Raw genomic sequence first — 3,552 nt, forward strand, 5'->3', positions numbered from 1 at the left:
AAACAGCCCGCGTCATTTCTGACGCGGGCTGATTTGTTTGTTTTTGTGATCGTTTTAGAATTATTATTGGTCTTTACTAGGTTTGGCGGTGACCTACTCTCCCACGTCTTGAGACGCAGTACCATTGGCGCGGTGGCACTTAACTGCCGGGTTCGGGATGGGACCGGGTGTTTTGCTCACGCTATGACCACCAAACCGAGTAAAGACCAATAAGCAGCCCTTTGTTAGAAAGGCTGACGGTGGGTGAGCGTATTGCGAAGCAATTCGCGGCCCACACGGTCGCCATTCTAGGAGAAGGCTGTATCAACCCTACTGATTTGCAGGCGCTTGTCCGAGTTTTATTCACTGTGTTTTGTGTATGCTTTTGATTTGGTCTCTGTCTTTTACTGGATCAAATCAAGCCTATCGAGCCATTAGTACCGGTCAACTGAATGCATTGCTGCACTTACATCTCCGGCCTATCGACGTGGTGGTCTTCCACGGCTCTCAGGGATACCTTGTTTTGAGGGGGGCTTCCCGCTTAGATGCCTTCAGCGGTTATCCTGTCCGATCATAGCTACCCAGCACTGCCGTTGGCACGACAACTGGTCCACCAGTGGATCGTTCACCCCGGTCCTCTCGTACTAGGGGCAACTCCTCTCAAGTATCCTACACCCACGGCAGATAGGGACCGAACTGTCTCACGACGTTCTAAACCCAGCTCACGTACCTCTTTAAACGGCGAACAGCCGTACCCTTGGGACCTGCTCCAGCCCCAGGATGAGATGAGCCGACATCGAGGTGCCAAACACTGCCGTCGATATGGACTCTTGGGCAGTATCAGCCTGTTATCCCCGGCGTACCTTTTATCCGTTGAGCGATGGCCCTCCCACTTGGGACCACCGGATCACTATGGCCGTCTTTCGACTCTGCTCGACTTGTCAGTCTTGCAGTCAGGCTGGCTTCTGCCATTGCACTCAACGAGCGATTTCCGACCGCTCTGAGCCAACCTTCGCGCGCCTCCGTTACGCTTTAGGAGGCGACCGCCCCAGTCAAACTACCCGCCACGCAGGGTCCCGGATCCGGATAACGGACCGCGGTTAGACATCAAGCAGAATAAGGGTGGTATCTCAAGGGAGGCTCCACAGGAACTGGCGTTCCTGCTTCAAAGCCCACCACCTATCCTGCACATACTGTGCCTGATGCCAGTGCGAAGCTGTAGTAAAGGTGCACGGGGTCTTTCCGTCTAACCGCGGGAAGCCTGCATCTTGACAGGCAATTCAATTTCGCTGAGTCGATGTTGGAGACAGCGGGGAAGTCGTTACGCCATTCGTGCAGGTCGGAACTTACCCGACAAGGAATTTCGCTACCTTAGGACCGTTATAGTTACGGCCGCCGTTTACCTGGGCTTCAATTCAGAGCTTGCACCCCTCCTTTTAACCTTCAGGCACCGGGCAGGCGTCAGACCCTATACGTCGTCTTGCGACTTCGCAGAGCCCTGTGTTTTTAATAAACAGTCGCCACCCCCTGGTTTGTGCCCCCGACGCTCTTACGCCGGGCCTCCTTCTCGCGAACTTACGGAGGTATTTTGCCGAGTTCCTTCAACATCGTTCTCTCAAGCGCCTTGGTATTCTCTACCAGTCCACCTGTGTCGGTTTAGGGTACGGTCTTAAAGTGGGGCTATTTCCAGGAACCGTCTTGAACATGCTCCAATCCGATAAGGAACATGCGTCGCCACGATCCGTCACCACCACACGGCCCAGGAATATTAACCTGGTTCCCATCGACTACGCCTTTCGGCCTCGCCTTAGGGGCCGGCTTACCCTGCTCAGATTAGCTTTAAGCAGGAACCCTTGGACTTTCGGCGAGAGTGTCTCTCACACTCTTTGTCGCTACTCATGTCATCATTCTCGCTAGTGATCTCTCCACCGGATGCCTTACAGCCCGGCTTCATCGAAAGGTTCTGGATCCTCCAATGCGCTCCGAAGAACGCTAAGGAGGATAGAACCTATGTCACACTACGCTCCGCTACCATGCCTTACGGCATCCTAAGCTTCGGCTCATGGCTTGAGCCCCGTTACATCTTCGCCGCAGGACAACTTATTTAGACCAGTGAGCTGTTACGCTATCTTTAAAGGATGGCTGCTTCTAAGCCAACCTCCTGGTTGTTTTGGTCGTCCCACCTGCTTTCCCACTTAGCCATGAATTAGGGGCCTTAGCTGTAGGTCAGGGTTGTTTCCCTCTCCACTACGGACGTTAGCATCCGCAGTGTGTCTGCCATCTAGTACTCCCGGGTATTCGGAGTTTGGTTAGGATCAGTAAGCCTGTGGGGCCCCATTACCCATCCAGTGCTCTACCCCCCGGGGTATTCGGATGACGCTCTACCTAAATAGATTTCGCGGAGAACCAGCTATCTCCGAGTTTGATTGGCCTTTCACCCCTAGGCACAACTCATCCCGACCTTTTTCAACAGGTGTGGGTTCGGACCTCCAGTTAGTGTTACCTAACCTTCATCCTGGTCATGCCTAGATCACTCGGTTTCGGGTCTGATCCATCTAACTCATGCGCCCTATTAAGACTCGCTTTCGCTGCGCCTACACCTATCGGCTTAAGCTTGCTAGATAGACCAAGTCGATGACCCATTATACAAAAGGTACGCCGTCAGATCTCGAGGATCCTCCGACTGATTGTAGGCGTTCGGTTTCAGGTACTGTTTCACTCCCCTCGTCGGGGTGCTTTTCACCTTTCCCTCACGGTACTGGTTCGCTATCGGTCAGTAAGGAGTACTTAGCCTTCGGGGGTGGTCCCCCGATCTTCAGACAGAATTTCACGTGTTCCGCCCTACTTAATACGTCCAATCGAGCTTCCTATACGGGGCTATCACCCGCTATGGCCACGCTTCCCAACGTGTTCTAGTCACTCTCATGGCTCGGCTGGTCCCCGTTCGCTCGCCGCTACTAGGGGAGTCTCTATTGATGTCCTTTCCTCCGGGTACTTAGATGTTTCAGTTCCCCGGGTTTGCTCTTAAAACCCTATGTATTCAGGTAATAAGTACTTGATTAAGCCAGATATAAGCAGCCCCGAAAGGCTATTATATCAAACTGTCAAGTGGGTTGCCCCATTCGGAAATTCATGGATCAAAGCCTATTCTCAGCTCCCCATGACTTATCGCAGAGTATCACGTCCTTCATCGCCTCTTACTGCCAAGGCATCCACCAAACGCCCTTCTCGCGCTTGATTTGATCCAGAAAGAGACAGAGCTCTTTCTGATCAAAAGCATACTTTCCCGCAAAGATCATTGATCTTCGCTGCGCCGATCATGCAATCGGCGCCTTGGTTAGTGTACTTGACTTGGACAACGATTGCTCGTTTCAGATGGGATATCGATCGCAAGCCGGCTAGACCTGCCATCAACCTTCTGCCCGAAAGCAGAACCAACTGAGATCGCCCTGTTACTTCAGGGGATCAAGCAATGTTGATAATTTTCTCTAAACGATGTGAATGATGCGTCCGATTGGACGGATAAAAACCAAACTGGTTCTTATCGATCTAATCGAAGACTGAAGAATGGTG

2 rRNA genes are annotated in these 3,552 nt (G+C 52.3%); both read right to left on the minus strand.

From position 1 onward, the window contains the following. Nucleotides 1-80 precede the first annotated feature (80 nt). Nucleotides 81-195, minus strand: a 5S ribosomal RNA gene (rrf, locus tag PRI8871_RS19360). A 197-nt stretch (nucleotides 196-392) separates the two neighbouring features. Further along, nucleotides 393-3,219: ribosomal RNA gene (locus PRI8871_RS19365) — 23S ribosomal RNA — on the minus strand. Between the last annotated feature and the right edge of the window lie 333 nt (nucleotides 3,220-3,552).

This window comes from Pseudoprimorskyibacter insulae (assembly GCF_900302505.1).
Lineage (GTDB): Bacteria > Pseudomonadota > Alphaproteobacteria > Rhodobacterales > Rhodobacteraceae > Pseudoprimorskyibacter > Pseudoprimorskyibacter insulae.